The 24,238-nt window shown below is 35.7% G+C and carries 27 protein-coding genes; 22 read left to right on the top strand and 5 right to left on the bottom strand.

Annotation, left to right across the window (positions count from 1 at the left end; genetic code table 11):
• Positions 1 to 5 precede the first annotated feature (5 nt).
• The 22 genes from AXA65_RS09160 (at position 6) to AXA65_RS09060 (ending at position 18,913) form a co-directional block, all read left to right on the top strand.
• Positions 6 to 575, top strand: coding sequence for a molybdenum cofactor guanylyltransferase (locus AXA65_RS09160; protein WP_063969813.1), 570 nt, complete (start codon positions 6 to 8; stop codon positions 573 to 575).
• A complete protein-coding gene (locus AXA65_RS09155) occupies positions 572 to 1,372 on the top strand; it encodes a TonB-dependent receptor plug domain-containing protein (protein WP_063969812.1) in 801 nt (266 codons plus the stop codon). Before AXA65_RS09160 ends, AXA65_RS09155 begins: the two co-directional genes overlap by 4 nt.
• A 153-nt stretch (positions 1,373 to 1,525) precedes the next feature.
• Positions 1,526 to 1,759: a MoaD/ThiS family protein gene (locus tag AXA65_RS09150; protein WP_063969811.1), complete on the top strand. Its 234-nt coding sequence runs from the start codon at positions 1,526 to 1,528 to the stop codon at positions 1,757 to 1,759.
• An 11-nt stretch (positions 1,760 to 1,770) separates the two neighbouring features.
• A complete protein-coding gene (locus tag AXA65_RS09145) occupies positions 1,771 to 2,859 on the top strand; it encodes a HesA/MoeB/ThiF family protein (protein ID WP_228391656.1) in 1,089 nt (362 codons plus the stop codon).
• Positions 2,856 to 3,293, top strand: a complete 438-nt coding sequence (locus tag AXA65_RS09140) for a molybdenum cofactor biosynthesis protein MoaE (protein WP_063969810.1) — start codon at positions 2,856 to 2,858, stop codon at positions 3,291 to 3,293. The genes AXA65_RS09145 and AXA65_RS09140 overlap by 4 nt, the downstream gene beginning before the upstream one ends.
• 57 nt (positions 3,294 to 3,350) lie before the next feature.
• Positions 3,351 to 4,256 carry a bifunctional molybdenum cofactor biosynthesis protein MoaC/MoaB gene (gene moaCB, locus AXA65_RS09135; protein ID WP_063969809.1) on the top strand — a complete coding sequence of 302 codons (906 nt, stop codon included), beginning with the start codon at positions 3,351 to 3,353 and terminating at the stop codon, positions 4,254 to 4,256.
• A gap of 164 nt (positions 4,257 to 4,420) precedes the next feature.
• Positions 4,421 to 5,377: a DUF438 domain-containing protein gene (locus AXA65_RS09130; protein WP_063969808.1), complete on the top strand. Its 957-nt coding sequence runs from the start codon at positions 4,421 to 4,423 to the stop codon at positions 5,375 to 5,377.
• 79 nt (positions 5,378 to 5,456) lie between these two features.
• Positions 5,457 to 5,888 (top strand): RrF2 family transcriptional regulator, encoded by a 432-nt coding sequence (locus AXA65_RS09125; protein ID WP_028122311.1) that lies wholly within the window; start codon positions 5,457 to 5,459, stop codon positions 5,886 to 5,888.
• 132 nt (positions 5,889 to 6,020) lie between these two features.
• Positions 6,021 to 7,055, top strand: a complete 1,035-nt coding sequence (nirK, locus tag AXA65_RS09120; protein ID WP_028122310.1) for a copper-containing nitrite reductase — start codon at positions 6,021 to 6,023, stop codon at positions 7,053 to 7,055.
• 241 nt (positions 7,056 to 7,296) lie between these two features.
• The gene (locus AXA65_RS09115; protein ID WP_086048139.1) at positions 7,297 to 8,118 is read left to right on the top strand and encodes a formylglycine-generating enzyme family protein; all 822 of its coding nucleotides are present in this window, start codon (positions 7,297 to 7,299) and stop codon (positions 8,116 to 8,118) included.
• A gap of 15 nt (positions 8,119 to 8,133) precedes the next feature.
• Complete coding sequence (locus AXA65_RS09110) at positions 8,134 to 8,697, top strand: SCO family protein (RefSeq protein ID WP_063969807.1); 564 nt, start codon at positions 8,134 to 8,136, stop codon at positions 8,695 to 8,697.
• An 11-nt stretch (positions 8,698 to 8,708) separates the two neighbouring features.
• Positions 8,709 to 9,134 carry a c-type cytochrome gene (locus AXA65_RS09105; RefSeq protein WP_063969806.1) on the top strand — a complete coding sequence of 142 codons (426 nt, stop codon included), beginning with the start codon at positions 8,709 to 8,711 and terminating at the stop codon, positions 9,132 to 9,134.
• Between the two features lie 214 nt (positions 9,135 to 9,348).
• Entirely contained in the window at positions 9,349 to 10,074 is a 726-nt protein-coding gene (gene ric, locus AXA65_RS09100) for an iron-sulfur cluster repair di-iron protein (RefSeq protein ID WP_063969805.1), read from the top strand.
• A 13-nt stretch (positions 10,075 to 10,087) separates the two neighbouring features.
• Positions 10,088 to 12,334, top strand: coding sequence for a nitric-oxide reductase large subunit (locus AXA65_RS09095; protein ID WP_063969804.1), 2,247 nt, complete (start codon positions 10,088 to 10,090; stop codon positions 12,332 to 12,334).
• Between the two features lie 153 nt (positions 12,335 to 12,487).
• Positions 12,488 to 12,940, top strand: coding sequence for a hemerythrin domain-containing protein (locus tag AXA65_RS09090; RefSeq protein WP_063969803.1), 453 nt, complete (start codon positions 12,488 to 12,490; stop codon positions 12,938 to 12,940).
• Positions 12,941 to 12,973: 33 nt separating this feature from the next.
• Positions 12,974 to 13,198: a hypothetical protein gene (locus AXA65_RS09085; protein WP_034981154.1), complete on the top strand. Its 225-nt coding sequence runs from the start codon at positions 12,974 to 12,976 to the stop codon at positions 13,196 to 13,198.
• Between the two features lie 160 nt (positions 13,199 to 13,358).
• Positions 13,359 to 14,105, top strand: a complete 747-nt coding sequence (gene modA, locus AXA65_RS09080; RefSeq protein WP_063969802.1) for a molybdate ABC transporter substrate-binding protein — start codon at positions 13,359 to 13,361, stop codon at positions 14,103 to 14,105.
• Positions 14,106 to 14,789, top strand: coding sequence for a molybdate ABC transporter permease subunit (gene modB, locus AXA65_RS09075; RefSeq protein WP_063969801.1), 684 nt, complete (start codon positions 14,106 to 14,108; stop codon positions 14,787 to 14,789).
• A complete protein-coding gene (locus AXA65_RS09070; protein ID WP_063969800.1) occupies positions 14,786 to 15,409 on the top strand; it encodes an ATP-binding cassette domain-containing protein in 624 nt (207 codons plus the stop codon). Before modB ends, AXA65_RS09070 begins: the two co-directional genes overlap by 4 nt.
• 78 nt (positions 15,410 to 15,487) lie before the next feature.
• Positions 15,488 to 15,634: a hypothetical protein gene (locus tag AXA65_RS19500; protein ID WP_218281634.1), complete on the top strand. Its 147-nt coding sequence runs from the start codon at positions 15,488 to 15,490 to the stop codon at positions 15,632 to 15,634.
• Between the two features lie 23 nt (positions 15,635 to 15,657).
• A complete protein-coding gene (locus AXA65_RS09065; RefSeq protein ID WP_063969799.1) occupies positions 15,658 to 16,860 on the top strand; it encodes a hypothetical protein in 1,203 nt (400 codons plus the stop codon).
• Positions 16,861 to 17,110: 250 nt separating this feature from the next.
• Positions 17,111 to 18,913, top strand: coding sequence for a hypothetical protein (locus AXA65_RS09060; RefSeq protein WP_063969798.1), 1,803 nt, complete (start codon positions 17,111 to 17,113; stop codon positions 18,911 to 18,913).
• A 9-nt stretch (positions 18,914 to 18,922) separates the two neighbouring features.
• On the opposite strand, the gene AXA65_RS09055 is transcribed toward AXA65_RS09060, so the two are convergent.
• The 5 genes from AXA65_RS09055 to AXA65_RS09035 all read right to left on the bottom strand — a co-directional run bounded on the left by AXA65_RS09055 (position 18,923) and on the right by AXA65_RS09035 (position 24,161).
• Positions 18,923 to 19,360, bottom strand: a complete 438-nt coding sequence (locus tag AXA65_RS09055) for an RrF2 family transcriptional regulator (protein WP_086048137.1) — start codon at positions 19,358 to 19,360, stop codon at positions 18,923 to 18,925.
• A gap of 175 nt (positions 19,361 to 19,535) precedes the next feature.
• Positions 19,536 to 20,822 (bottom strand): alginate export family protein, encoded by a 1,287-nt coding sequence (locus AXA65_RS09050; protein ID WP_063969797.1) that lies wholly within the window; start codon positions 20,820 to 20,822, stop codon positions 19,536 to 19,538.
• A 6-nt stretch (positions 20,823 to 20,828) separates the two neighbouring features.
• A complete protein-coding gene (locus AXA65_RS09045; protein WP_063969796.1) occupies positions 20,829 to 21,293 on the bottom strand; it encodes a hypothetical protein in 465 nt (154 codons plus the stop codon).
• A gap of 21 nt (positions 21,294 to 21,314) precedes the next feature.
• Complete coding sequence (locus AXA65_RS09040) at positions 21,315 to 22,646, bottom strand: MFS transporter (protein ID WP_063969795.1); 1,332 nt, start codon at positions 22,644 to 22,646, stop codon at positions 21,315 to 21,317.
• A 27-nt stretch (positions 22,647 to 22,673) separates the two neighbouring features.
• Positions 22,674 to 24,161: an MFS transporter gene (locus tag AXA65_RS09035; protein WP_063969794.1), complete on the bottom strand. Its 1,488-nt coding sequence runs from the start codon at positions 24,159 to 24,161 to the stop codon at positions 22,674 to 22,676.
• Between the last annotated feature and the right edge of the window lie 77 nt (positions 24,162 to 24,238).

Below are 24,238 nucleotides of genomic sequence, written 5' to 3'. Positions count from 1 at the left end.
ATAAAATGCAAGCCATCATTTTAGCAGGAGGCAAAAGCTCCAGAATGGGACAAGATAAAGCCTCGATGATTTTGGGCGGAAAAACCGTGATACAGCACGTTATCGATAATTTGTTTTTTGTTTTTGAAGAGATTTTTATTTCAGGAAATCATAATAATTATCCTATTTCGAAGGGTATTATTAAAGATGTTACGACACAAAAAGGTCCCATTGGTGGAATTCGCTCCGCCTTAGAATTTTGCCAGGAAGATATTTTTGTTTGCAGTTGCGATATGCCCTTCGTTTCTTCAGATTTAATTAAAAATATTCTTCAAAAAAAAATAGAAAACAGAATCAATGTCGTGCGTTTTGGCGAAAAATTGTATCCGGTTTTAGGCATTTATCCTTTTTCTATTCTTACAGATTTAAAGAAAACCATCGAAAGCGGAAACCTCAGAATGATTAGCTTTCTGGAACAACAAAACGCTCATTACATCGATTTAGAAGACAGTTTTGAGCATCAGCTTTTAAATATAAATACGCCGGAAAACTTCCGGAATGCAGAAATTATATTCAACAACAATTTATACAAATGAATAAGAATTATGCAGTGGCAGGAGCAATTCTGCTATCATTAAACGTGTACGCACAGGAAAAAACTAAGATAGATTCCTTAAATAATTATTACGAAATCCAGGAAGTAAATATCTTGGGAAAAGAAAAAAATGAAGGCCCAATTCACAAGATTGATGCGCAGTTGATTAAGGATTTTAATAAAACGAATGTTGTAGATGCAGTCAATCTTTTGTCCGGTGTGAGTATTACGCAAATAGGTGCTATAAATGAGGGAAGTATTTTGGTAAGGGGATTCAACTCGCTCAGAACGCCTGTTTTTTTTGATGGAATTCCTATTTATACGCCTTACCATGGCAATTTTGATTTGAGCCGTTTTACGACTTTTGATATTAATAGTATTTCTGTGGAAAAAGGTTTGGTTTCTGTACAATATGGGCCAAATACGATGGGTGGAGCTGTGAACATCGTATCCAAAAAACCTATCAAAGCTTTGGATATTAATGGTCAATCGGGCGTTGGTTTTGCGGACGGAACGGGTGTGAATTCTTATTTCACGGCGCTCAACATCGGATCCAGACAAGATAAATTTTACATTATGGGTTCTGCTTCTTTTTTGAACGTTGATAATTATCTGAGTTCAAGAAAATTTGACAGAACTCCGCTACAACCTTCATTGGAAAGGGTAAATTCTAAATTTATGGATGTGAGATTGAGTGCGAAATTCGGTTACACGCCAAACAAAACAGACGGGTATTCATTCAGTATTATTTCCCAAAATGCGGATAAAGACATCGCCTCCGCAATTTACCTTGGTTAATGCAAAATTATCGGTAAATATTGTCAAAGGAGTCAACTTCGATTTGGGTGTTAGAAATTTATTTGACAAAAATTATTACCTTTCTTACTTCTATCCAAAAGAGGGTAGAAAATTCATCACAGCAGTGAATTATCATTTTTAAATTTAATTAAAATGAAACTAAAAATATTTGGAAAACTGACCGATATTTTCAACGGAAACGAATACGATTTGGATTCTGAAAACGTAACGTCTGTTTCAGAATTAAAAGTAAAACTCTTCGAAAAATTCCCAGAATTGAAAGAATCAACTTTTTTAATTATCGTAAACGGCGTGAAAGCAAACGATAGCAAAATCATTTCCATACCATCAGAAATTGCTTTGTTACCGCCATATTCGGGAGGTTAAAATGTAAAATTATGATGAATTTAGAAAGATACAACAGACAAATCATCCTTCCGGATTTTGGGATTTCTTCGCAAGATAAATTGTTGAATTCTTCTGTGTTGGTGGTTGGTTCGGGAGGTTTGGGTTGTCCTGCGCTTCAGGTTTTGGTTTCTTCGGGAATTGGAAAAATCGGGATTGTAGATTTTGATGTGGTTGAAATTCAAAATCTGCATCGCCAGTTTTTGTTTGATGAAAAAGATATTGGTTTCCCCAAAGTTATCGTTGCCGAAAAACATCTGAAAAACAGAAATTCCGAAGCCGAAATTGAAATTTTTAATGAGCGCATAACGACCGGAAATGTTATTCATTTAATTGAAAATTACGACATTATTGTAGATTGCACCGACAATTTTAAAACCCGATATCTACTGAATGATGCTTGCTTTTTGATGAAAAAACCTTTGGTCTATGCATCGATTTTTCGGGATGAAGGTCAGGTTTCGGTTTTTAATGTGGAAAAGGAAAATCAAGTGACCAATTATCGTGACCTTTTCCCGATTCCGCCCAATCAAAATGAAGTTCCGACTTGCAATGAGGCGGGAGTTTTGCCGTCGCATTCGGCTGTTATCGGGACTTTTCAGGCGAATGAAGTCATCAAATTAATAACCGGCTCTCCCGAAACTCTAATTCACCAATTATTGATTTTTAATACCAAAAATTATCAATCAATGACAATTAATTTTAATGAAAATCAAGAAAAATCGGGACCAAAAACTATTGAAGAATTTCAAAACTTTGATTATAACGAGTTTTGTAATCTTAATAAAAATGATGAAATAAGTTCGTTTTCAGAGCTTCAATTGTTTTTAAATCAAGAGGATAGCATTTTGATTGATGTGAGAGAAGCCGATGAGCAACCGAGAATTTTATCATTAAAAATCTTAGAATTTCCTTTAGTTTCATTAGAAGAAAATTTAAATCAATTCAATTCCTATAAAAATCTCTGTTTCGTTTGCGCATCTGGAATCCGAAGCAAAAAAGCATTAGAAATCGCAAAAAACCATTTTCCGGAAAAGGAAATCAAGCATTTTCCAGCCGGAGCAAAATCAATTTTAAAATGAAAAAAATCAAAAATATCTTTATTGAAGGTCCCATCAATCCTACCTTTGTTGCGGAAAGTATTACAAAACACACCGTTAAAACCACGATTGGCGGACACAGCATTTTCCTAGGTCAGATTCGTGAAGATGCGATTGATGACAAAAAAGTTCAGGCGATAGATTTTACAACTTACGAAGAAATGGCGCTCGAAAAAGCCCATGAAATCCGTGAAGAGATCATCACAAAATATGGGTTGACCTGCGCCCATATTTACCATTCCTTGGGAAAAATTAAGGTTGGGGAAATTTGTCTTTTCGTTTTCACATCTGCGCCACATCGCAAAGAAGCCATCAATGCGTGCGATGAAATGGTGGATAGAATCAAGAAAGAAATTCCACTTTGGGGAAAAGAAATTTTGGAAGACGAATCTCATTCTTGGAAAGAGAATAAGTAATTTTTTTCAATTTATATTTTTATCAAATTCATTAAAATAATTTAAAAATAGTAGATAATGGTTAATATTACTCATAAAAATAACACACTCAGAAAAGCAATTGCTGAAGCCGTTCTCAGCGTGAGTTCGCAGGAAACAATCGATGCGATTGTGAACAACAAAGTTCCTAAAGGAAATGTTTTCGAAATGTCAAAAACAGCTGGATTATTCGGAGCGAAAAAAACCAGCGACATCATTCCCGATTGTCATCCGCTTCCTGTCGAATATGCTTCAATTCAGTTTGAAATCAGGAATCTGGAAGTTTATATCACATCTGAAATTCATACCATTTACAAAACCGGAGTAGAAGTAGAAGCGATGCATTCGGCTTCTGTAGTGGCTTTGACGATGTACGATATGCTGAAACCCATCGACAAAAATATCGAAATCAAAAACATCAGATTGATTGAAAAGAAAGGTGGGAAATCTGACATTAAAGATTCAGGAGAAGGAATTAATGCTTCAGTTATTGTTTGTTCCGACAGTATTTTTGCAGGAAAAAAAGAAGACAAAGCCGGAAAAGCGATTATTTCATCTTTGGAAAAGAATAATGTAACAATAAACGATTATGTGATTATTCCTGATGAAATTTTAGATATTCAAAATAAAATAAAATCTGATGTTGAAAACGGAATCGGCTTAATAATGATTACTGGCGGAACTGGACTTTCAAAAAGAGACGTTACACCGGAAGCTGTTCGTCCGCTTTTAGACAGAGAAATTCCTGGCGTTGCCGAAGCCATCAGAAGTTACGGGCAATTACGTACACCATATTCTATGCTTTCCAGAAGCGTTGCAGGAATGATTGGCGACACTTTGGTCATCGCACTTCCCGGTTCTACAAAAGGCGCGGAAGAATCGATGGATGCAGTGTTTCCCGGGATTTTGCATATTTATAAAATTTTGAATGGTGGGAAGCATTAATTTGAACTGATTAATATCAGATTAATAAAATACTAAAACATCTTTTATTTGAATTTCAAACCTTAAATTTGTCAATCTAAAAAGGAAAAGAGAAAACCAAAACACTTTGGTTTTCTTTATTAAAATAAAAGACAAAAAGATATTAATATTTTATTAAAATTAGAATGGATAAAAATCAATTGAAGGCGGGGCATCCTGTTCATACGTATTTGGTGGAAGAGGAGCTGATTATTTCTTTGTTAGAAGAACTTACCAATACAAATCCTAACGAAGAATTTCAGAAATTTTATAATCTGTTTAATCATTTAGCGACGGTAGAAAGACGATTTGAGAGAAAGGAAAATCAGTTGTTTCCGTTTTTAGAACAAAAAGGCTGGACTGGACCTTCCAGAAATATGTGGTCTTTCCACGATACGATTCGGGATATTTTTAGAATTATTAGAAAGAATATTGATGAAAAAGATTTAGATTCCGCCAAACAAAATGTAGAATACGCTGGTCAGAATTTGAAAAACCTGATGGATGTTGAAAAACGGGTTTTGTTCCCAAATGCAATGGATATTCTTATAGACGAAGAATGGATAAAAATGCGTGAAGGCGAAGATGAAATCGGCTGGATGCTGAGCGAATCGCCTGCAAAATATCCCGAAGAAAGCCAATATGTACATCCTTCGGAAGACACCACTGTGAGAACTGACGTGGTTTATGATGAAAATGCATCACATTTTGACGAAGGTTATATGACGATTGAGCAAGTCAATCTTTTGTTTAGAACTTTGCCACTCGATTTGACCTATGTTGATGAAAATGACCGGGTTATTTTCTATAACCGAGGCGAAGAGCGCGTTTTCCCGAGAAGTGCAGGAATCATCGGTAGAGAAGTGCGTTTTTGCCATCCACCGAAAAGTGTAGATACCGTTTTGAAAATTTTGGAAGAATTTCGAAAAGGCACACAGAATGAAGCTTCGTTTTGGTTCAATTATCGGGATAAACTGATTTATGTGAGATATTTTGCAGTTCGGGATTCCGAAAAAAATTATCGAGGGGTGATTGAGATGTCTCAAGATATTTCCGAAACCAAAAAAATTGAAGGCGAAAGACGATTGTTGGAGTGGGAATGATAATTGTCATTTAAAATAAAATACTAATTTGTCTTTTATTTCAAATTAGATTTATATCTTTGCTATATAAAAATAACAAATGTTTTCTAAAACCTGCGAGTACGCCATCCGAGCTTTGATTTTCATCGCACAGAAGTCTAAAGACGGAAGTCGGGTAGGGATTAAAGATATATCAGCAGGAATAGATTCTCCGGAATATTTCATTGCGAAAATATTGCAGGATCTCAGCAGGAAAGGCTTTGTACAGTCAGCAAAAGGTCCGAACGGCGGTTTTTATATGGAAGGGAAAAATCTTCAGCAATCTGTTGCAGATATCGTGAGAGAAATCGACGGAGACAAACTTTTTTCGGGTTGTGGTCTAGGTCTCAAAGAATGTTCAGAAAATCATCCTTGTCCTATTCATAACGATTTTAAGCATATCCGACAGGAAATAAAAGATATGCTGGAAAATTCTAAAATCGAAATGTTTGTCAAGAATTTAGATTTAAAACTCACATTTCTAAAAAAATAAAATCAATATTATTGAATTAAAATATTTGAAAACAATAAAATTTCATTAAAATAAAATACCAAAAGGTATTTATATCTTGTTAAAATATTTTTGAAATTAAAACCAACTAAAAATCGTAAAAATTCTGAAAAAATGAAAAAATCACTCTTCCTTGCAGCTGTTTTGTCTGCGTTCATCGGGTTGAATTCCTGCAAACAAAACGAATCTGCTTCCTCAGAAAATAAACAGGATGCAGAACAAATCAAAACCGACGGAACCACCGAAGAACACAAGTTTGCAGTTGCACCAAATGTTCCCGCACCCATCGGAAATCGTTCCGCAAAAAAGGTTATCGTTAGATTAGAAACCATTGAAAAAGTGGGCGAGTTGGCAGACGGAACTCAATATAATTTCTGGACATTCAACGGAACGGTTCCCGGAAGTTTCATCAGAGCAAGAGTGGGAGACGACATCGAACTTCATCTTAAAAATAACGAAAATTCTACCTTTCCTCACAACATCGATTTACACGCTGTAAACGGTCCTGGAGGCGGAGCAGAAGCCACTTTCGTAGCGCCGGGAAAAGAAAAAGTTTTCACTTTTAAGGCGACAAACCCAGGTTTGTACGTTTACCATTGCGCCACCGCACCAGTTGGGATGCACATTGCGAACGGAATGTACGGTCTCATTTTAATTGAACCAGAAGGCGGATTGCCGAAAGTTGACAAAGAATTCTACATTATGCAAGGTGATTTCTACACCAAGGGCAAATTTGGTGACAAAGGTCTGCAGGAATTTGATATGGATAAAGCCATCGCCGAACATCCAGATTATGTAGTATTCAACGGCAATACAGGCGCTTTGTTGGGAGAAAATGAACTTCAGGCAAAAGTCGGTGAAACCGTAAGATTTTTTGTCGGAAATGGTGGACCAAATTTGACATCATCATTCCACGTTATCGGCGAAATTTTCGATAAAGTGTATATGGAAGCTGGAAGTAAAATTAATGAGAATGTACAAACAACGGTAATTCCTCCAGGCGGAGCTTCAATCGTAGAGTTTAAAGCGACAGTTCCGGGCGAATATGTGATTGTTGACCACGCGATTTTCCGGGCATTTAACAAAGGTGCTTTAGGCAAAATCAAAATTACAGGAGCTGATAATCCAGCCGTCTACAAAAAGAATTAAAACTTAGAAATAATTAAAAATCCATTTTATTTGGGCAGCTTTTCCGCCCTCCACTCCTGCTTTTTTGCTCCTCGTGCCTAGTTACAAAAAGAACTCCGTTCAGGTCAGGTTTCGATAAACTGATGAACCAGATTCATCGATTCAAATTAAAAGTAATTAGTAGAAGATATTCGCCGGAATAAAATGTTAGAAAATAAAAAGTTTTACTTGTGGTTACATTGAGGTTTTAAAATTAGAAATAATGAGATTTTGGGTTAGTATGTTTTTAGCAATTGCGGTAACGCTGTTATCCTGTTCCGGATCTTCCGAAATGCCAGAAACGGAAACCCGGATTCAAGGCCGTTTAAAATTAATCTCCAACTCAAAAAAAATGGTCAAAATAAGTGGTGGAACCTACGAAGCTTTTATCGGAAAAGATTCCGGCAGAATTGTAAAAGTTCCAACCTTCTATCTGGATGACAGTCCCATTACCAATGCAGAGTATCTCCAGTTTCTCAAAGCAAATCCTCAATGGGCCAAAAGTAAAGTAAAACGATTGTACGCAGACAGCACCTACCTTCAACATTGGAAAAGCGATTTCGAAATTCCCGAAAACCTTAGTCCAAATGCGCCAGTAACCAATGTTTCCTGGTTTGCAGCAAAGGAATATGCGAAAAGTGTCGGGAAAAGATTGCCCACAATTGATGAATGGGAATTTGTAGCATTGGCAGACCGGAAAACCAAAAATGCCTCAAAAAAACCAGAATTCACAGATTTTATTTTAAAATCGTATCAGAAAAAAGACAAAGCAAAACAAGTAGTAGCGCTAGATTCGGCCAATTACTACGGCGTTCACAATATGTACGGAATGGTTTGGGAATGGACGTTCGATTTTAATTCGGTGATGATGAGCGGAGAATCCAGAAAAGACAATGCCACAAACGACAATCTTTTCTGCGCCGGAGCAGCGGTCACTTCTTCAGATCTTCGGAATTACGCCGCATTCGTAAGATATGCACTGCGAGGAAGTCTGAAAGCTGATTATTGTCTGAATAACCTGGGTTTCCGATGTGCAAAAGATTAATTTAAAACTAAAGAAATGAAAGAATTACTATACTTTTTGATTGCATTGATTTTATTTTCCTGCAGTCAAAAAGTCGAACAGCTGAAACCAGATTCCATTTTCAACGTCAATTCTGAATGGGAAAAGCAAGATGGAAGCAAGATTTCATTAAAAGATTTCAAAGGAAAAGTGATAGTGACAGCAATGATTTTCACTTCCTGCAAAACCGCTTGTCCACGGCTCACCTCCGAGATGCGAAATATTTCTAAAAAAGTAGGGAAAGTAAATCCAGATGAAATTCAATATGTGTTAATCTCCATCGATCCTGAAACTGATACACCGGAAGTGATGAAAGCTTATCTCAAAACCAACCAATTTGACGAGAAAGAATGGACTTTCATCCGAAGCAGTGAAGAAGATACGAGAGAACTCGCCAACATAATGGCAATCAAATATAAAGAGATTTCTCCGATGGAATTTTCGCATTCCAACATCATCAGTGTTTATGCAAAAGACGGAACGCTCGCATTCCAAAAAGAAGGTTTAGATGAAAACATTGAAGTCACCGCCAACGAAATTAGAAAACAAATAGAATTATAAAATCAGAAATTATGAAACGATTATTTTTAGCAACATTAATGTTGTCCTTAGCCCAAATTTCCTGTTCCAAAAAAGAGGAAGCTCCAAAAGAAAAACCTCCAGTTGCAGATAATACATCTTATGAGCCGGATGCTTTTCCCACAGTGAAACCTGCCAATCCGGATGAACCGGTTGCAACAGACGGTATTTCTGTAGGCAAGTCTTTAGTGGAAGGCGCTGACTGTCTCTCTTGTCACAAGATCGATGCAAAACTAGTAGGTCCTTCTTATCAAGATGTTGCTGCAAAATATACCGATGCAGATATTGATCATCTTGCTACAAAAATAATAGATGGTGGAAAAGGTGTTTGGGGCGAGATTCCGATGACGCCACACGCAGGATTGAGCAAAGAAAATGCACAGAAAATGGTAAAATATATTCTGTCTCTGAAAAAGTAGGGTAGAAGATGATAACCAAATGGGAACGAAAATTTTTTATGTCTTCAGTTCCCGCTTTTTTACGGCATTGCGAGTTTTAATTGTAGTTAGTTTTTAGTAGTTTATCCTTTCGCAATGCTGTAAAAGAGTATTAATTGTAATCCATTTCATTTAGAATTTGACATTAAAAAAACAAAAATTTTTAAAATAATAAAAGATAAAAAAGTATTAAATTATGAATACACAAACAGATTTTATAGGAGACATCGTAGCAGCAGATTTCAGAACCGCAGCAATCTTTAAAAAATACGGCATTGATTTTTGCTGTAAAGGCGGAAGAACAATAGAGGAAGCTTGTAGTCCGAAGAGTTTGGATAAAGATCAAATCTACTCAGACATAGAAAATCTTCCGAAAACGGATGGAAATTCTATCGATTTCAACAGTTGGCCCTTGGATCTTTTGGCAGATTATGTGGAGAAAACACATCACCGTTATGTGGAAGAAAAAACGCCAGTTCTACAACAGTTTTTAGATAAATTATGCAAAGTTCACGGTGGCGCACATCCGGAGTTATTCGAAATTAGAGATTTGTTTTTTGCGTCTGCACAGGATTTGGCAGCACACATGAAAAAAGAAGAATTGATTCTTTTCCCTTTTGTGAAAAATATGGTGAAGGCGAAAATTTCTAATGAAGCCATTCAGCAACCTCATTTCGGAACAGTAGAAAATCCAGTAAATATGATGAAGCACGAGCATACTGTAGAAGGTGAAAGATTAAGAAAAATCGCAGATCTTACCAACGAATATACACCGCCTGCAGACGCTTGTAATACCTACAAAGTGACATTTGCTATGCTTCAGGACTTTGAAAACGATCTTCATAAACATATTCATTTAGAAAATAATATTCTTTTCCCTAAAGCAATTCAATTAGAAAAAGAATTTTCTGTAGAACATTAAGATAAAGAGGATTATGACAACTAAAAAATTATGGACCTGGCTCGCCGCCGTCATCATCGGTTCATTTGCCGTTTTGATTTTTTATGGTGTAGATATTTACAGAAAAATTCCGCCCGTTCCTGACAAAGTAGTTACTACGGACGGAACAATTGTAGCTACCGGACAAGACATCAAAGATGGTCAAAATGTTTGGCAATCGATTGGCGGACAAACCGTTGGAAGTATTTGGGGACACGGCGCCTATATCGCACCAGATTGGAGCGCAGATTTTCTTCACCGGGAAGCGTTACTTTTGTTAGATGAACTCGCTAAAAAAGATGGAAAAATTTATAAAGATCTTCCCGATGACGAGCAGGCAAAATACAATGTACTTCTCAAAAAAGAGGTTCGTGTAAATACTTTAGATCAAGCTACAAAAACGATTGTCATTTCTCCCGAGAGAGCAAAAGTTCAGGCAGAATTAGCTAAATACTATGCTAAAATCTTTATGAATGATGCCGAGATGGATCAGCTTCGAGATCATTACGCCATCCCGAAAAATACGGTGAAAACAGATGAAAGAATGGCAAAAATGAATGCATTCTTTGCTTGGGCAGCTTGGGTTTGTATAACAGATCGACCTGGAGACACGGGAATTACTTACACCAACAACTGGCCTCACGACGAATTAATCGGAAACATTCCGCCACCATCGCTGCATTTGTGGTCTGGTTTAAGTGTTTTGATGTTGCTCGGCTGTGTAGGATTACTCGTTTTTTATCACGCTAAAAATAAGGAAGAAGAAATCAGTGAAGAACTTCCTTTAGAAGATCCATTGCGAAATATGAAACCTACACCATCTATGCGTGCGACTTTAAAGTACATTTGGGTGGTAGCATTATTGATTTTGGTTCAAATGTTTGCGGGCGTTATCACAGCACATTACGGGGTGGAAGGAAGCGCATTTTACGGCTTTCCGTTAGATGAATATTTGCCTCAATCGGTATCTCGAAGTTGGCACGTTCAGCTCGCTATATTTTGGATTGCAACTTCTTGGTTAGCAACAGGATTGTACATTGCACCCGCAGTTTCGGGTTACGAACCGAAGTATCAGGTTTTGGGTGTCAATATTTTATTCGGCGCTTTATTAATCGTGGTTTTCGGTTCTTTAGCAGGACAATGGTTGGGCGTGATGCAAAAGTTAGGTTATGTTGACAATTTCCTTTGGGGACATTCCGGTTACGAGTATGTAGAATTGGGAAGAATCTGGCAGATTTTATTGTTAGTTGGATTAATTCTTTGGTTAATTCTTATGGTAAGAGCACTTCTTCCAGCCTTGAAAAAGAAAGATGGCGACCGACATTTACTGTTATTGTTCACGCTTTCCGCAGTAGCAATTGCACTATTCTACGGAGCCGGATTGATGTACGGAAGACAAACCCATATGGCCATTGCAGAGTACTGGAGATGGTGGGTGGTTCACCTTTGGGTAGAAGGATTCTTCGAAGTTTTTGCAACCGTTGTAGCAGCATTCTTGTTCACAAGACTGGGATTGTTAAGATTAAAAGCCGCAACTCACGCAGTTTTATTTTCAACCATTATTTTCCTTTCGGGCGGTATTTTGGGAACTTTCCATCACTTGTATTTCAGTGCGACACCAACAGCAGTTTTGGCTTTGGGAGCGACATTCAGCGCATTAGAAATTGTTCCTTTGGTATTGATTGGGTTTGAAGCCTATCAGAATTATCAAATCAGTAAATCTACCAAATGGATCAAAGCGTACAAATGGCCCATCTACTGTTTCATCGCAATGTGTTTCTGGAATTTCTTAGGTGCCGGTATTTTTGGATTTGCCATCAATCCGCCGATTGCTTTGTATTATATTCAAGGATTAAATACGACTGCAGTTCACGGTCACGCCGCACTTTTTGGAGTTTACGGAATCTTAGGAATTGGTTTGATGATGTTTATGCTGAGAGGTTTATATCCAGACAGAGAATGGAACGACAAACTCATCGGTTGGGCGTTTTGGCTAACCAATATCGGATTGTTGGTGATGGTTACCATCAGTTTGTTACCAATTGGAATTATGCAATCTGTAGCCTCCATCAAAGAAGGATATTGGTACGCACGTTCCGCCGAATTTATGCAAACCGATATGATGAATACTTTGCGTTGGCTACGTGTTCCAGGTGATATTTTATTGGCAGTAGGAGAGATGCTGTTGGTGATTTTCATCATCGGACTAAAAACCGGTTGGTCACTGAAAGATAAAAGATAGTTAATTGTTAAATCTTTAGAACTGTCACTATTATTGTAGTGGCGGTTCTTTTTAATTTAAAATATGAAATCACCATTACATTATTTATGTTACAAAATACCAATGAGAAAATGGCGATAACATAAGACCATTAAAAACTATAAAAATCTACTTATGAAAAGAAATGAAAATCTTATCCCACTATCCCGAGATCACCACTTTGGATTGCTTTGCAGTTGGAAAATCCGTCAGGGAATTAAAAAAGATATTTCTTATGACAGAATCAAAAATTACATCAACCATTATTGGGAAGAAAATCTGAGCCGACATTTCGAAATTGAAGACATCGTTCTGCCAGAAACGGAAAACAACAGCCTTCAGGTTCAGATGGAAAAAGAACATATTGAAATTAAAAAATTATTGAAAAGCATTAATAATTCTAATGACAAAAAACTTTTAGGAGATTTTGCCGATGCATTGCGCAATCATATTCGTTTTGAAGAGCGCATGTACTTTCCACATTTGGAAGAATATCTGACTGATGAAAAAATGAACGAAATAGGACATCAGCTCAACCAGATTCATCAGAAAGAGGAAGATAGTTATGATGATGAATTTTGGAAATAAATAATCGATTATTATTAAATTAAATAAAAAAAAATGAGCATCAACATTCAATCAAAATTAGGAGATTATTTATATTTGGCGATGGGCGATTGCAACGGTCACAAAGTGGTGATGGCAGTTGGTTACACCTACGATTACGCCGACAAAAAAGCGAAACAATTTGAGAAAGCAAGCCTCGGAACAGTAAAATATATTGATATTTCCGTTGTAAAATCTGGGGATAAAGAAAAATGTAAAACTTTGGAAAAACTGGCTTAAATCCACATATTTAATCAATTTCTTTTTGAATTTTCAATGGATAACCTTATCTTTGAAAAGGATAAGGAAGTCTTATTTTAAATCTTTCTTTTTCGTATGATTTATGAAAAATTGGATTTATGTAAGACTTTCTTTTTGCTTATTTTTAACGTCACTTTTGATGTTAAACTGCGAAAAAACGGAATCTGATTTCACCCAAAAATCGAAACAAAATTCTACAATTTCAGTTGCCGCCGCAGCAAACCTTCGGGATGTTTTGGAAGAATTGAAGCAGATTTATATGAATGAAAATCCAGATAAAAAAGTCGAGATTACTTTTGGTTCATCGGGTTTGCTGGTTCAGCAGATTTTAAACGGAGCATCTTTCGATTTGTTTCTATCAGCCGATTCTACTTTTCCAGATATGCTAAAAAGTAAAAATAAAACTTCCGGAAATTCTGAAATTTACACCTACGGAAAAGTCGCTTTGTGGAGTTCAAAAGCCAATGTTTCCGAAGGTGTAAAATTGGTTTTAAATCCTGAAATAAAAAAAATCGCCATCGCAAATCCAGACCTCGCACCTTATGGAAAAAACACGGTCGAAGCTTTGAAAAAATCAGGATTATATTCCAAAATTGAAAATAAAATTGTTTGGGCAGAAAACATCAATCAGTCTGCACAATTTGCTTCAACAGGAAATGCCGATGTCGCATTCATCGCACTTTCCAATGCTAAAAATAAAGAAATGATTAAAAGGGGAAATTTCTACGAATTATCAGCAAGCGAATGTTCGCCAATCGCCCAAAGTGGAATTGTTTTGAAAAGTAAAAATCAAACCGAAGCAAAAGATTTTTTTGATTTTATTACAAGTAAAAAAGCCAGCCAAACTTGGGAAAAGTACGGCTATCAAACAGAAATTTCAAACTAAATGCTCGATCAGGATTTTATTTACACCTTATTGCTTACCGGAAAATTAGCGTTGGTAACAACAACGATTCTAATATTCATCGGTGTTCCGGTTGCGTATTGGCTCACTTATTCAAGGTTTAAACTGAAATTTATCGCCGAAACTTTAATTTGTATGCCAATGGTTTTGCCACCAACAGTGATGGGATATTACTTGTTAGTCGCATTCAGTCCCGAAAATGCGTTCGGAAATTTTTTGCAGGAATACTTTGATGTCCGACTCGCTTTTTCCTTCAACGGAATTGTGGTTGCGAGCGTTATCGCGAATCTTCCGTTTATGATTCAGCCTTTGCAGAACGGCTTTTCCGCATTGAGTGATGATTTGCGACAAATATCTTACACAATGGGAAAATCTAAAATTACAACTTTATTTAAAGTTTTGATTCCGAATATTAAAACGTCTTTCATCACGGGAATTGCGCTCACTTTTGCCCATTGCATCGGCGAATTTGGAATCGTAATTATGGTTGGCGGAAATATTCCAAAAGAAACAAGAATCGCTTCTGTCGCAATTTACGATCAGGTTCAGGCACTTAATTTTGAAGCTGCAAACCGTTATGCATTCGTACTTTTCATAGTTTCGTTTTTGATTATATTATTGATTTACGGCATTAATCGAAAAATTAATTTTACCACCTTACGATGATTGAATTGAATATAAAACATCAGATTTTCACTTCTTCCGGAAGCAAATTTCTAGAGGTTAGTGAAATGATTGAAAAGGGAAGTTTTATTCACATTTCGGGCGATTCCGGAATTGGAAAAACGACTTTTTTCAAGATCTTAGCAGGAATTATTACCCCAGATTTTGGTTTTATTAAAGTCAATAACTCCATTTTATTAGATACCGAAAACCGAATTTTTCTGGCAGCTCAAAAAAGAAATATTTCGATAATGTTTCAGAATTACGCTTTGTTTCCAAATATGACTGTAAAGCAAAATATCGCTTTTGCACAAAAAGACAAGAATCCAGAAATAATCGATTATTATTTAGAAAAATTTAATCTAAAAATTCTGGAAAATGTTTTTCCATCGAAACTTTCTGGTGGACAACAGCAAAGAGTTGCTTTAGCCAGAACTTTGGTTCAGAATGCCGAAATTATTTTGCTTGATGAACCACTTTCCGCTGTTGATGCATCTTTACGACAATCGATGATGGAAGAAATTTTGAAAATTAATCAAAATCAAGGTTCGACGATTTTTATGATTAGTCATAACGAAAGAGAATTTCAAAATGTTAGTTTAAATAATCTGATAATCAGCTAATTTTAAGTTTTAGTCTCCCGAATTTATTCATTTATTAGCTTTGAATTATTTCTGGTGAAAAATCCGGGTAAAGATAATATGGAAATTATCACAAAAGAAGGCGGAAAAATTAATAAATATACACCTTCGGAAGACAAAAAATCGTCTGACAAAAAAGGCAACAAATCGGAATTGCGTATGAGCTGGAAAATGGTGAAATTATTTATGTTCCGGAGTAATTTTTGAGTTTGAGAAATCTTGAATAAGAAATGAAAAACTTTAATTTTTGGTTAAAAATCTGCGTTTTCAATTTCTTCGTTGTATCGGTTGTCGCTGTGATGATGCGCTACAATATGGCTTTTTCGTTGTCCGGATTTAATCATAAATTTATGCAGGAATCGCATTCTCATTTTGCATTTTACGGTTGGGTTTCGGCGGGAATTTTTCTATTCGTGACGAAATATTTAAGTGAAAATTACCCAAAAATCAATCTTAAGAAATATCAATATTTAATGATTTCCAATCAAATTGGTTCCTACGGAATGTTGTTCACATTTCTTTATGGAGGCTATTTTTGGTTGTCGATTGTTTTGTCGTCGATTGCTTTGTTTACTGGCTTTGCGTATTTTATTTTTTTGTTGATTGATACAAAATCGAATAAAAATCCTGAAATTATGTGGTTAAAATCAGGCGCTTTTTTTGCCACCATTTCTGCGATTGGAATTTTCGGATTGGCGTATTTTTCAACAAAAAAAGATGAATTTGAAGTGCTTTTTCGAGCCTCAACTTATTTTTATTTGCATTATCAGTACAACGGATTTTTCATATTTTCCTGCATTGGCTTATTGTTGATTTCATTAAAAAAACTCGGAATTGAAATCGAAGAAAAACTCAACAAGACCATTTTCTATCTTTTGTTTTTTGGATGTTTTTTAGGTTATGGATTGTCTATTTTATGGATTGAAATGAACCCAATATTCTACGGATTTTTTATTCTGATTTCCATAGTTCAATTGTTCGGCGTAATTTTATTTTTGAATTGGATAAGAAAAACGGATCTTTTTAATAATCAAAATTTTATACAGAAACTTCTTATCAGTGTTTTTGGTTTCGCCTTTATTTTAAAATTTCTGCTTCAAGGTTTGTCGGCAATTCCGGCTTTGGGTATTTTTGCATTTAGCAATATTAATATCGTGATTGCATATTTGCATTTGGTTTTGTTAATGGGAATCAGTCTATTTTTAATTTGGAAAATATTACAACTGGTAGAAATTGAATTTAATAAATTGTTGAAATTCAGTATTCTATTGCTGGTTTTTGGAATTGTTTGTAATGAAATTGTATTAGCTTTATCAGGAATATTTTCGATATTTTATATTCCATTTTTAAGTGCAAAATATTGGTTGCTCTTTGTATCGGTTGTGATTATGATTTCTATTGGAATTTTTATCAAATCTTTGAAATTAAACTGATATTTTATAATTGCTTGGTTTTCATAAGTGTTATCATCAAATTTCTCATATTGTTTTTATCGAATTAACAATGATTTTTGCGATAAAATTATGATGATATAAATCGTTTTTTCTTAGTATAAAAACAGATCCTATTCTTGACATAATAATGCTGAAATTCTTAAATTTGATAGGACTTTCAAGCGGTTATTTTCTCACATAACAACTGCGAAATCAAGGAACTGAATCAATTAAATCAATATTATAAATAATGAACAAAAAACCTGCACACAATTTTCATATTCCTGTGATGGGATTGGCTTACACGATAGACAGTCCAATCCGCGTTGCCCAATTTGGGATTTCATCGGTAGTTTCAATTATCGATGACGAAATCATAGAAAGAATGCGAGATTTTTACAGCAAAAAATTCAATTTCGATTACACTGCAATTTCAATAAAATCCGAAGATCACCGAGCGGAGAGAATCACCGCTTATCTTGATATGATGGACGATATTGTGACCAAAAAGTTTAAGAATTTCAAAGAGGAAATTTCGAAAAATACAGAAAGTCTTAAGCAATTTATAGGAATGTTGCCCAGCACTTCCGGCTTGAAAGATGGTTTGCAAAATATCCTCAATAAAAGAGATAATCTGACGGAAAGCATCAAAAATTTCATCGATCATAATTTTAATCCAGGCGAAATAGATGTGAACATTATGACCAAAGTGGACAAAGATAATTTTATAAAAAATGTTCAACTTCCAACAATTTATAACGATGCACACGCTTCTTTGCGGGGTTTTGCGAACAGTAAATTATCATCATCTGTTATTTTTTCTGCGGGAATGAATCCAAGATTGTACAGTTATCTGGAAGAGTTTGAAGATTTTTTTCCTAATCAAAGCGGTGAACTCAAAAAGAAAATTATTCTGAAAGTCAGCGATTTTCGCTCTGCGATGATTCAGGGGAATTTTTTGGCTAAAAAAGGACTTTGGGTTTCAGAATACAGAATCGAATCTGGCTTAAATTGCGGTGGACATGCTTTTGCAACAGACGGACTTTTGATGGGACCAATCATGGAAGAATTCAAACAAAAGAAAAATGAGCTTCAAACTTCGGCTTTTACCCTTTGGAAATCAGCCTTGGAGCAGAAAGGGAAAATGACGACTTCCGAACCTTTGGAAATCAAAATTTCTGTACAAGGTGGCGTTGGAACTTCCGAAGAACACGATTTTCTTTTGTCTAATTATAATGCAGACAGCGTGGGCTGGGGTTCGCCATTTTTACTGGTTCCGGAAGCAACTTCTTTAGATCAAGAAACTAGAAACCTCCTGACAAAGGCAAAAGAGGAAGATTATTATCTGAGCAATATGTCGCCATTGGGCGTTCCGTTCAACACAATCAGAGGAACGAGTAATGATGAAATCAAGGATTTTAATATTTCAAATCAAAAATTTGGTAGTTCATGTCCAAAGAAATTTTTGGCGCTTAGCAAAGAATTTACACCAAAAGGAACTTGTACGGCTTCCAAAAAATATCAGGATATAAAATTGAATGAACTGGAAACTAATAAGTTAAACTTCACGGATAAACAATACGAGAAAAATAAGAAAAATATTACAGACAAATCTTGCCTTTGCGTTGGGCTTGCAAATTCTGCGTATCTGGAGCTAGAGATGCCGATAAAAGGGGAGAAGCAAGGCGTAGTCGTTTGTCCTGGACCGAATCTTAGTTTTTTTGATAAAGAAGTTTCGCTTTCGGAGATGGTTCGCCACATTTATGGCTATGAGAATGTTTTGCAAGATGACCGCCGTCCGCATTTGTTCATCAATGAATTGAAGTTGTATGTTGATTATTTCAAAAATGAAATCGTGGAATTTTCAGATGAAATTACCAAATCTGACGTGAAAAAGTGGGAGAGTTTCAAAGGAAATTTGCTGAAAGGAATTGCTTATTATGAAGAACTTTTTGCCGAAACTAATCATTTCAAACCGAAATTAGATTCTATTTTTTCTGACCTGAAATCTTTCAAATTGAAATTGGAAAAAATCAAAATTCCTCAATTATAATTATTGAATTTACAAATCACTTGGCACAGCCATCATCTGCATCACGCTTCCAAGATCTTTCAAATCTTTGATTTTGTATTGGAACATAATTAGAACATTTTCTCTAACAGCGATCGCCAGATGGTGGATGGGACAAGGATTTTCTCCACTGCACTGTTTCAGTCCCAAGAGGCAAGACGTTAGAACTTCTTTGCCTTCAAAATTTTCATAAATGTCTTTAATAGTAAGGCTTTCAAACTGTTCATCACTCAAATAAAATCCGCCGCCTTTTCCTTTTCCGGAAGAGATCAATTGTTTTTTTGTCAATTGTTGAAGGATTTTGGATGTGAAAGCGGTTGGTGTCCCAATGACTTCGGAAATATCAATAATTCCAACTTTTCTTTTTTCTGTTGCCAGTACAATGCAAGCTTTGATTGCGTATTGACAAGTATGTGAAAATATAAGCATTTGTGCAATTTATAGTCGGCAAAGATCGCGACTTTATTAGTTTTTATTAATATTCAATTTTGATACCTAAATTGCTGAAAACGATTATTTATTTTACTATGATAATGATTTATAAAAATGATTAATGAAATTAAAAATGTCCTTAGTTTCTATTAGAAAAACTAAGGACATTTTTTTATTTAATTTTAAAATTCGGAGCGATTCTAAAAGCAATCCACGACCAAGTTTGCAGGTTTTTTGGTTCAGGAACATTCTTCAGATATTCCATGCTTTTTCCTGAAAACATAAAAGAATGACCAAGATTTGCAGTAATTGATTTTCCGATTTTATGAGTGAAAACTAAATCTAATTCTGTTCCCAAATAAGAAGGGATTTTTTCTCCAGAAGTGTCAAATCCCAATTTTCCATTTGAAGTAAAAGCGTGCAAATTTGCTTGTAGAATAGAGTTGGGGCTGAATTTTAAATTTGATTTTAAATAATAATCATTCAAACCAAAACTGTTGAAATGACTGTTTCCAAAGTAAAAATAATCCATAAAACCATTGTGCAAATGATTGGTTCCGTACATCGGACTGAACGATTTGTTTTCACCGGAATCTGTGTCAAAATTTCTGCCGGAAAGCCATTCTGTTCCCAAAATTACATTGAATTTTGAATGAATTAGAAAATCAACGTTTGCAGAAAATTGATAAGCATTTTTACTTTGCGCAAGCGTATTTTTCCCGGTTTGGTAATAAGCAGAACCGAAGAATCCAATGTTTTCTAAATATTTTTTTGAGTTAATTCCAACCGTCAAGAGGTCATAATGCGCTCCTGATGGATTTTGCAAAACCTGATTCATCGCAATCGCAGAAAACTGAAATTTATTTTTACCCGAATAATCATAATGAATTATTTGTAAAGATTTTGTTATTTCTCCTGCTTCTGCAATACTGTAAATTTCTTTTTCGGGCAAATCATTCAAATCATTGTCATCGTTATTATACGTTACAACGGCTTCTAATTTAGAGTTTGGATTAAATTTATAAATACCTTTCAAAGCATCAAAACTTCGTCCTTGCATCGCCCAGTCAAGTGATCCGACTAATCTTTCGTTATCATAAGAAAGAATTTGCCTACCTAATTTTAAACCCAATTTTTCTGAAACCTGATATTTTGCCCAAGCTTCATTGAGAATGAAATTCTGATTCTTACTTGTCGTAGTAGTTGTTTCTCCCCAAGTTCTTACGTCCTGAGCAGAGAAATAAATTTCCAGATTTTTGTAGTAATAATCAACCCCGAATCTTGCTCTGGAAACAACTGTCGTTTCAGCAGATTTTCCTTTGGAAATCAATGTTCTTGCGCCATTGTCGAGTTCTGCACGTGTTCGTAGATCGAGATTCATTTTTAGGCTGTCAACTTGTGCATTGATATTTCCAAAAATGAAAGCAAGAGAAGCTGCGGTTATTAATTTTTTTACCATAACGAGTTATTTTTCAACAGAAATTTTATAGGTTTTATGACAGGCAACGCAATTATTCAACAGCTGATTGAGTTTTTCCTGAGTTTGTTGTCGATCGTAATTTTCTTTAGCCATTTTTGCCATTACATCAAAAAGTTCGTGGGTTTCGAAGCCCATTTTTTTGAAACCAAGCGGTAAAGATTTAACCAAACCTTTTGGAACTCCATCAACTTTGCAAGAGCCCGATTCTTGCCCTACTTTTTCAATTATTTTAGGATCATTTTTAGCAATTCCCTCATTTATTTTCTGAACACTTTCAAGAAACCCTCGCATTTCTGCCATCACATATTCTCGGTTTTCTGGAGTCATTTTGATTTCACTTCTACCGTCTTTAGCCAAACTCACTGTTTCTCCTGCATAGAAAAATTTGTAAATTAATCCAACATTTAGAAAAACGGAAAGGAGTAAAAAGAATGGAATGATTTTTTTCATTGAGACTTTATTTTTATAAATTTAACAAGGTCTTGCGCAACCTTTTCTTGTGTAGAAATACCAGTTAACCGCAGTTGCCATCACACATCCTACTACCAAAAACCAAAAGAATAATCTTGCGTCTCCGGAAATTGCTCGGGATTGGGTAATCAAAACATTGAAAACGAATGGTCCGAAAGCGGCTACTGCAGCCGTCCAACCGATAACTCCGGCTGCTTTTCTTGGAGATTCTGAGAAAATTACTGGGAATTGCTTGAAAGTTGCTGCATTTCCGATTCCTGTAAAGAAGAAAATGGCTAAGACGATTACTAAAAATCCTTGAAACTGATCGGGTGAAGTTGGTGTCAAATAACCTCCCAAAATCAATCTTGAAATTAAAATAATCAACGCTATTCCTGTGATGTGAGTCAAAATTGCGCCTCCAGTTTTATCGGCAATTTTTCCGAAAATAACTCTAGATGCCGAACCGATTAATGGTCCGTAAAATGCAAATTGCAAAGGATCAATGGTTTTGTCGAGTGGAGCATAAAGATTTTTTATCATTAATGGAAATGCAGCTGAAAATCCTGCGAAAATCCCAAAAGTCATAATGTATGTCATTGTACAATATAAAGTATGACGGTCTTTGAAAATATCTAACTGTTCTTTGAACGAAGCTTTTACGGGAATACTTTTTAGAGAAAACCAAGCCCAAATTCCGATAATAAATAATGGAATAACGTAGATGAATGCGATGTTTTCGAGATAAATGGTTTTTCCGGTTTCAACGATGATTTGTCCGCCTCCTAAAAATGAAAATAAAGTTAGACTCATAATCAAAGGTGAAAGAAGCTGTACCAAACTTACCCCGAAATTCCCGACTCCAGCTTGAATTCCGAGTGCGGTTCCGGCTTCTTTTTTTGGAAAAAATAAAGAGGTTGAAGGCATAAATGAAGAGAAATCTCCGCCACCAATTCCTAATAATATTCCGATGAACATAAAATATCCAAATGAAGTTTCTGGATTCATCACGGCGAAACCAAGCATTAATAAAGGAATTATCTTGATTAATGAACTGATGGAAATGATTTTTCTGGTTCCGTAAATTGGGATGAGAAAGGTGTTGATGATTCTTAAAAATCCGCCTGCAAGTCCGGGCATTGCTGCCATCCAGAAGAGTTGATCGTCTGAAAATTTAAAACCGATCTGGGGAAGTTTGATAACGATAACGCTGTATAGGAACCACGTTGCGAAAGAAAAGGTGAGTGCCGCAGTGGTAATTGTAAGGGTTTTCCAGGCGATTTTTTTGCCTTTTTTGTTCCAAAACTCTTCGTTGGACGGGTCGTAGTCGGTTAACCAATGTGAATTGTTCATATTTTCAGTTGTTTATTCTTTTAAAATTTAATCTTTGTTGTTGTTCACGTGTTCGATTTTATCTTTGAGGTGAGGTGCTTCGTTGTGCATCATTTTTTTAATTATTGTATTCATCCAAAACAAGGATATGGCGGAAACGATGAAGACGAAAATCCACGAACTCGTCCATAATCCCGAAAAATCCAGAAGATATCCAAACAAAATAGGACCTATGAAACCTCCCAAACCACCGATTAATCCTACCATTCCGCCAACAACGCCGACTTCATTCGGAAAATATTCCGGGATGTGTTTGTAAACCGCAGCTTTCCCGATTCCCCACATAATTCCGATGAGAATCACGAGGAAGGAGAAAACCCAGATGTGCGCTTCAAATTTGATTAAGGTTACGCCTTGAGCGAGAAGTTGCTTTTTCTGAACTTGCTCGTTTTGTTTTACTAATACTTCCTGCCACGAAAAAGATTCGGGTAAAACTGAAGTTTGTTGTGGGATTTCTGGTTTTGAAGTGATTTCAAATTCGCCAGTATTTAAGATGATTTTTTCTTTTTCGATGGCGGTTACAATTCCGGCTTTCTTAGCAGTGATGCCTTTTCCCGGTGTTAATATTTCCATTTTTGGAAGCATTAATAATCCACTTAATATTAATGATGAATATAAAACCCAATACATCACTTTTCTTGCCCCGAATTTATCTGATAAATAACCACCAAATGCTCTGATAATGCCACTCGGTAAACTGAAAGCTGAAGCCAAAAGTCCGCCTAAAACCAATGAAGTTTTGTAAACACTCACGTAATACGGCATCAACCATTGCGAAAACGCTACAAACAGACCGAAAACAAGGAAATAGTATAATCCAAATCTCCAAACACGCACATTAGAAAGTGGCGCTAGAAGTTGTTTTGTGGATTTATTTTGAACCGCTGCTTTTCTATTTTGAACAAAAAATAGAAATATCAAACCAATGATAACCAATGTGATTCCGTAGATAATTGGGAGTAATCTCCAACCATTTTCCGGATCGTTTTCTGAGAAATAATTGAGTAGAGTAGGTGCGAAAAAAGTGGTGAGAGCCGCTCCCGCATTTCCCATCCCGAAAATTCCTAACGCACGACCTTGCCATTCTTTCGGGTACCAGGCTGATGTAAAGGCAATCCCGACTGCGAAACCGGTTCCTACCATTCCGAATAATGCGCTTAAAAGAAAATAAACCCAATAAGAATCTGCAAAATAGAGCAGAAATAATGGAATGCTACACAACAGAAGTAAAATTGAGAAAACGGGTTTTCCACCATATTTATCGGTCAGAATTCCCAAAGGCAATCTCATAATAGAACCCGTAAGAATAGGAATCCCAAGAAGCCAACCAGTTTCTACAACCGACCAGTTAAAGATATTATTATCAACAAGATAGGTGACGAGAACGCCATTTAAAGTCCAGCAAGAAAAGCAGATTGTAAATGCCAATGTGTTTAAAAACAACATTTTATGGGCAGAAGAAAGATTGGGATTCATTATAGTAGTTCTAGTAGTTTTTGTTCATCTCTTTTTCCGAATACAAAGATATTATAAATAAGATCTTTTTGTCTTAT

It is taken from the genome of Chryseobacterium sp. FP211-J200, assembly GCF_001643375.1.
Lineage (GTDB): Bacteria > Bacteroidota > Bacteroidia > Flavobacteriales > Weeksellaceae > Epilithonimonas > Epilithonimonas ginsengisoli.
This window is presented reverse-complemented; position numbering and strand designations above follow the sequence as displayed.

Bases quoted from the DNA above. Each gene is read 5' to 3' on its own strand.
- AXA65_RS09115 (WP_086048139.1), top strand. From the start codon at position 7,297: ATGAGATTTTGGGTTAGTATGTTTTTAGCAATTGCGGTAACGCTGTTA.
- AXA65_RS09145 (WP_228391656.1), top strand. From the start codon at position 1,771: ATGATGAATTTAGAAAGATACAACAGACAAATCATCCTTCCGGATTTT.
- modB (WP_063969801.1), top strand. From the start codon at position 14,106: ATGCTCGATCAGGATTTTATTTACACCTTATTGCTTACCGGAAAATTA.
- AXA65_RS09130 (WP_063969808.1), top strand. From the start codon at position 4,421: ATGGATAAAAATCAATTGAAGGCGGGGCATCCTGTTCATACGTATTTG.
- AXA65_RS09105 (WP_063969806.1), top strand. From the start codon at position 8,709: ATGAAACGATTATTTTTAGCAACATTAATGTTGTCCTTAGCCCAAATT.
- AXA65_RS09050 (WP_063969797.1), bottom strand. From the start codon at position 20,822: ATGGTAAAAAAATTAATAACCGCAGCTTCTCTTGCTTTCATTTTTGGA.
- AXA65_RS09060 (WP_063969798.1), top strand. From the start codon at position 17,111: ATGAACAAAAAACCTGCACACAATTTTCATATTCCTGTGATGGGATTG.
- nirK (WP_028122310.1), top strand. From the start codon at position 6,021: ATGAAAAAATCACTCTTCCTTGCAGCTGTTTTGTCTGCGTTCATCGGG.
- AXA65_RS09155 (WP_063969812.1), top strand. From the start codon at position 572: ATGAATAAGAATTATGCAGTGGCAGGAGCAATTCTGCTATCATTAAAC.
- ric (WP_063969805.1), top strand. From the start codon at position 9,349: ATGAATACACAAACAGATTTTATAGGAGACATCGTAGCAGCAGATTTC.
- moaCB (WP_063969809.1), top strand. From the start codon at position 3,351: ATGGTTAATATTACTCATAAAAATAACACACTCAGAAAAGCAATTGCT.
- AXA65_RS09125 (WP_028122311.1), top strand. From the start codon at position 5,457: ATGTTTTCTAAAACCTGCGAGTACGCCATCCGAGCTTTGATTTTCATC.
- AXA65_RS09140 (WP_063969810.1), top strand. From the start codon at position 2,856: ATGAAAAAAATCAAAAATATCTTTATTGAAGGTCCCATCAATCCTACC.
- AXA65_RS09085 (WP_034981154.1), top strand. From the start codon at position 12,974: ATGAGCATCAACATTCAATCAAAATTAGGAGATTATTTATATTTGGCG.
- AXA65_RS09040 (WP_063969795.1), bottom strand. From the start codon at position 22,646: ATGAACAATTCACATTGGTTAACCGACTACGACCCGTCCAACGAAGAG.
- AXA65_RS09065 (WP_063969799.1), top strand. From the start codon at position 15,658: ATGAAAAACTTTAATTTTTGGTTAAAAATCTGCGTTTTCAATTTCTTC.
- AXA65_RS09090 (WP_063969803.1), top strand. From the start codon at position 12,488: ATGAAAAGAAATGAAAATCTTATCCCACTATCCCGAGATCACCACTTT.
- AXA65_RS09035 (WP_063969794.1), bottom strand. From the start codon at position 24,161: ATGAATCCCAATCTTTCTTCTGCCCATAAAATGTTGTTTTTAAACACA.
- modA (WP_063969802.1), top strand. From the start codon at position 13,359: ATGTTAAACTGCGAAAAAACGGAATCTGATTTCACCCAAAAATCGAAA.
- AXA65_RS09045 (WP_063969796.1), bottom strand. From the start codon at position 21,293: ATGAAAAAAATCATTCCATTCTTTTTACTCCTTTCCGTTTTTCTAAAT.
- AXA65_RS09070 (WP_063969800.1), top strand. From the start codon at position 14,786: ATGATTGAATTGAATATAAAACATCAGATTTTCACTTCTTCCGGAAGC.
- AXA65_RS09160 (WP_063969813.1), top strand. From the start codon at position 6: ATGCAAGCCATCATTTTAGCAGGAGGCAAAAGCTCCAGAATGGGACAA.
- AXA65_RS09055 (WP_086048137.1), bottom strand. From the start codon at position 19,360: ATGCTTATATTTTCACATACTTGTCAATACGCAATCAAAGCTTGCATT.
- AXA65_RS09150 (WP_063969811.1), top strand. From the start codon at position 1,526: ATGAAACTAAAAATATTTGGAAAACTGACCGATATTTTCAACGGAAAC.
- AXA65_RS19500 (WP_218281634.1), top strand. From the start codon at position 15,488: ATGGAAATTATCACAAAAGAAGGCGGAAAAATTAATAAATATACACCT.
- AXA65_RS09110 (WP_063969807.1), top strand. From the start codon at position 8,134: ATGAAAGAATTACTATACTTTTTGATTGCATTGATTTTATTTTCCTGC.
- AXA65_RS09095 (WP_063969804.1), top strand. From the start codon at position 10,088: ATGACAACTAAAAAATTATGGACCTGGCTCGCCGCCGTCATCATCGGT.